Annotated in this window: 1 protein-coding gene; it reads right to left on the reverse strand. The window is 72.1% G+C overall.

Annotated features, from left to right (window positions below; all coding sequences use genetic code 11):
- A partial coding sequence (locus ACWJ6R_RS36120; protein WP_449066513.1) for a type IV secretion system protein occupies positions 1 to 1,532 on the reverse strand: 1,532 nt, incomplete at both ends.

The following is a 1,532-nucleotide window of genomic DNA, read 5'->3' on the forward strand; positions in this document are numbered from 1 at the left end:
CCGAGGGGGTGCCCGTCGCGTCCTCCTGGCCCCGGACCCTGCCCTGGGCGACCGCCGGCGGCCGCGCCCGCGCCCGCTCCTCCGGCGACCGCGGCCGCCTGCAGCAAGGGTTCGGCCTTGCGCATGCCCCACCGACCCGCCCTGGCCGCCGCGACCGGCGGGAGCACGCCCGCCGCGCGCTGCAGGGTCGGCGCGCTGGCCGCCTCGCCCAGCATGCGGGTGGTGAGGGTGTGCCCGTCCATGGAGGCGAACAGGTGCTGGAACGGCCGCCGGTAGAAGAAGACCGCGATCGTCAGCAGCGCCATGAACATGACCTGCATGCCCCACGGCATCGCCGTGGAGATGATCAGCGCGTAGCCGTACACCAGCACGCCCAGCACCAGGGCCAGCACCGCCTGCCGGAGCAGCGTGCCGACCAGCATCTCCACCCAGCGCATCGCGATGATCCGGCCGGAGCCCGGATGCACGCCGATCAGCAGGAAGACCGGGGCCATGATGAGCAGGAGCAGGAACCCGACCTTGAGCGCCAGCAGCGAGACCGCCACCAGGAAGATCAGCGTCCCGGCGACCATCGCGGCCAGGAGCGCGCCGATCGCGATGCCCAGCCGGTTCGTCCAGTCCTTGCCCTGGAAGAGGAAGTAGATCGGGCTGCTCTCGATGTACTGGGCCATCTCCTCCTCGTAGCGGGCCTGGTGGGCGCTCGTGTTCGGCGTCTGGGTGGCCTGCTGCTCGGTCAGGTCCAGGGCCTGGATGTCCAGCGCCTTGGCTCCGAAGTTCTTCACCGCGGGCGCCTCGGGGTCGGCGGTGCCGAACATGCCCATCAGCCACGGCTTGCAGACGAGGGTCGACCAGAGCGCGTCGGCGTTCTGGTCGATGCTCGGCGTGCCGGTCCGGCCGTAGCCGCCGGGCTGCGCCTGCGGGGCCGTCTCCCCCTTGGTGGGCAGGCACGAGGCCCCGCCCGCGCCGGGCAGGCCGGAGAAGGCCGAGTTGACGACCTCCCCGGTCTTGTCGGTGACGGTCTTGCCCAGCCCGGTGAAGTCACCGGGGCGGCTGAAGAACCAGACCGCGACGGTCACCGCGAGGACCATCCAGATGACGCCTTCGGCGGTCGTGGTCGCGCGCTTGCGGATCAGCCCGTACCACGCCAGCCAGATCGCGCCGAGGATCACCACCGGCCGCAGGAACGGCCAGTACATCGCGTCGGAGAGCCGGATCACGATGTCGTCGACGACGTCCTTGATCGCCTCCAGCGGGCCTTCGCTGGCCGCCGCCTGGTAGGTCGTGATGGTCAGCCGGTCCAGCGCCTTGGCCCAGGAGAAGACCGTGTTGGCCCAGGCGTTGCCCAGCACCGCCGCGACGTCGTCGCAGCCCAGCTCGTGGGTGTGCCAGAACAGGCCGCTCATGCCGTAGGTGGCGTAGTTCGTCTGGACGGCCGGGGGCGGCGCGGCGGCCCCGGCGGCCGCGTCCGGAGGCGGCGGCTTGACCAGGCCGTCCACTCCGCCGCCCACCACCTCGGGCGCCAGGTCCGGGGA

It is taken from the genome of Planomonospora algeriensis (assembly GCF_977012225.1).